At 68.6% G+C, this 2,736-nt stretch carries 3 protein-coding genes; all 3 read right to left on the bottom strand.

Translation table 11 applies throughout. The features are described 5' to 3' along the window. Positions 1-178 precede the first annotated feature (178 nt). Genes ABD785_RS27750 through ABD785_RS27740 form a run of 3 tightly spaced genes read right to left on the bottom strand, consistent with a single transcriptional unit; the run spans position 179 to position 2,646 of the window. The gene (locus ABD785_RS27750) at positions 179-688 is read right to left on the bottom strand and encodes a hypothetical protein (RefSeq protein WP_344833970.1); all 510 of its coding nucleotides are present in this window, start codon (positions 686-688) and stop codon (positions 179-181) included. Between the two features lie 58 nt (positions 689-746). Then, a complete protein-coding gene (locus ABD785_RS27745; protein ID WP_344833967.1) occupies positions 747-1,937 on the bottom strand; it encodes a sensor histidine kinase in 1,191 nt (396 codons plus the stop codon). 43 nt (positions 1,938-1,980) lie between these two features. Then, positions 1,981-2,646 (bottom strand): response regulator transcription factor, encoded by a 666-nt coding sequence (locus ABD785_RS27740; protein ID WP_344833965.1) that lies wholly within the window; start codon positions 2,644-2,646, stop codon positions 1,981-1,983. Positions 2,647-2,736: the final 90 nt, after the last annotated feature.

Raw genomic sequence — 2,736 nt, 5'->3', positions numbered from 1 at the left:
CGGTTCGTCTCCTTATGCATCCGCGGCCACGTTGCTGAACGCAGAATCATCAATGCGGTCCCCCTAGCCGGCCTCGAAATTCCAGCGCATCGCCAGCGGCAGAACAAGGCGAGCAGTCGAACAGCGGAAGGGGCTGTTCAACCGCCGGACCGGCGCAGTTGAACAGCGCAATGGCCGGTCACGGCTCCGGCGCGTACTTCTGGCAATCCTGCTGCGCCTTCTGGAGGGCGGGGTCGTCGGGAGAGATCCCCATGCCCTTGTCGATGTTGATGCTGCCGTTCTCGTCGGGGTCGGGGAACTTCGCGAATCCGTGCTCCCGCATGCACTGCGACACCTTCCGGAGCTTGTCCAGCTCGTCGGAGGTCTTCTTGTTGCCGCTGCCGCCGCCCCAGGGGGCGTACACCTCGCATTTCTTCTGGGCCTGCTGGTACTTGGCCCGGTCGAGGCCCTGCGGCTCGTTCGCGCTCAGGTTCCCCCCGGCGTCGGGGTCGGGGTACCAGGAGAAGCCCTGGTCGCGCATGCATCGCGAGAACTTCAGAGGCGAGGGCCCGTCGTCGTCGGCGGATCCCGCGACCTTGTCCTTCCTGACCGGGTCGCCGTTGTCGTCCCCGCCGCATCCCCCGATTCCCATGGCCAGTGCCAGGGCGAATACGGAAAGGACCAGAAGCGGGCGGTGTCTGCTCGTCATTGTCGCCATGGTTCAAGTTCTACGCTCAGGCCAGTCACACGACGGGCACAAAAGGCGGCTACCCGGAAATCGCGGGCTGCCTTTCCGCCGGGAAGTCCACCCGGATCGCGAGACCGCCTTCGGACCGGGCGCGCACGCTCAGCTCCGCCGAATGCGCCAGGGCGATCGTCTGCACGATCGACAGGCCCAGGCCGTGGTGGCCGTCGCCCGCGGTGCGCTGGAGCCGCTGGAACGGATGGAGCAGCCGGTCCACCATCTCCGGCGGGACGGGCGGCCCCGTGTTGGTCACCGCCACGAAGCAGCCGTCGCCCGTGACCCCGGTGACGACCTCCACCCGGCCGTCCGGGATGTTGTAGCTCATCGCGTTGTCCACCAGGTTGGCGACCAGCCGCTCCACGAGGGCGGCGTCACCGGTGACCCGTGCCGGCCGGACCCACTCCCCGATGGTCAGGTTCTGCTTGCAGGCCCTCGGCTCGGCCGCGCGCAGCACGTTTCCGACGAGCTCGGAAAGGTCGACGGGCTCGGGACGGTCCAGGCCTCGTTCGCTGGTCGCCAGCACCAGCAGCGACTCCAGCAGCTTGGCCTGCTGCTCGCTGACGACCACCAGATCGGCGAAGCGCTCCCGGTAGGACTCCACCGTCGCGTCCGGATCGATGATGGCCTCCTCCAGCAGGGCGTGCTCCAGTGTCAGTGGCGTCCTCAGCTCGTGGGCGGCGTTGGCGACGAACCTCTTGTGCGAGTCGAGCGCCGTCTCCAGCCGGCCGAGCAGCCCGTCCACGGTGTCGGCGAGGGCCCTCAGCTCGTCGCGCGGCCCGGTGAAGGCCAGCCGCTCGTGCACGTTCCGCGCCGAGATGAGCTGGATGCTGTCGGTCATGGTCCGCAACGGCCGCAGCACCCGGCTGGCCACCAGCCAGCCCAGCACCGCCGAGATCACCGACATGATCGCCAGCGCGATGCCCGACTTCACGAGGAGCTGGTGCCCGAACTCCGCGTGCTGCTGCGCGGCGCCCAGCCGGGCCGCCTCGATGAGCCGCCGTTCGGTCTCGGTCAGCGGGACGCCCTCCGGCGTGCCGTCGCCCACGAAGATGTTGCTGAAGCTCTGGTCACCCGAAGGCGAGGTGTTGAAGCTGGACATCGAGACGCCCGCCCCGCTCTGGGTCACGAGGAAGTAGGTGAGGGCCAGCAGGACAGCGCCGGAGACCAGGAACATCACGCTGTAGAGCAGGGTCAGCCGCAGAAGGACCCGCATTCCGGAGATCCTGTTCCTCAGGCCCATGGCAGGTCCCAGCCCTTCAAATGCGATAACCCCCTCGGGGGACCGTCTCGATGACCGGAGGATCACCGAGCTTCGACCTCAGCCGGTTGATCGTGGCCTTGACCGTCGTGGTGAACGGATCCGTGGCCTCGTCCCACACCCGTTCCAGCAGCTCCTCCGCGGAGATCACCCGGCCCCGCTCGGTGAGCAGGTACTCCAGCACGGCCAGTTCCTTCGGATTGAGCGGCAGCCTGACCCCGGCCCGGGTCGCCACCCGCTGCGCCGGATCGAGCCGCAGCTCACCGTGCTCGAGGACGGGTGGCACCGCGGTCTGGGACCGCCGGCCGAGCGCCCTGATCCGCGCCACCAGCTCGGGATAGGCGAAGGGCTTGGGCAGGTAGTCGTCGGCGCCGATGGTGAGGCCCTCGACCCGGTCGGCGATGGTGCCGGCCGCCGTCAACATCAGCACCCGGGCGCGCGGGGTGTCCCGATCCGCCTCCCGCATCAGCTGCCTGCACACGTCGTCGCCGTGGACGCCGGGCAGGTCGCGGTCGAGGACCACGACGTCGTAGTCCACCTCGTAGGCGCGTTCGAGCGCCGCCGTCCCGTCGTGGGCGACGTCCACCGCCATGCCCTCACGCCGCAGCACCCGTGCCACCGAATCCGCCAGCAGCACCTGATCCTCGACCACCAGGACCCTCATCCGTCTTCTTCCCGATCTGTTCCGAAACTGTCTCCGACCGCGGCAGCGTAACGATCGCCAGACTACCGACACGGTCGTCACACGGCCGTC

Origin of the sequence: Actinocorallia longicatena, from assembly GCF_039534125.1 — a bacterium.
GTDB classification, from domain to species: Bacteria; Actinomycetota; Actinomycetes; order Streptosporangiales; family Streptosporangiaceae; genus Actinocorallia; species Actinocorallia longicatena.
The sequence above is the reverse complement of the archived record's forward strand: the minus strand, read 5'-3'. Positions and strand labels throughout refer to the sequence as shown.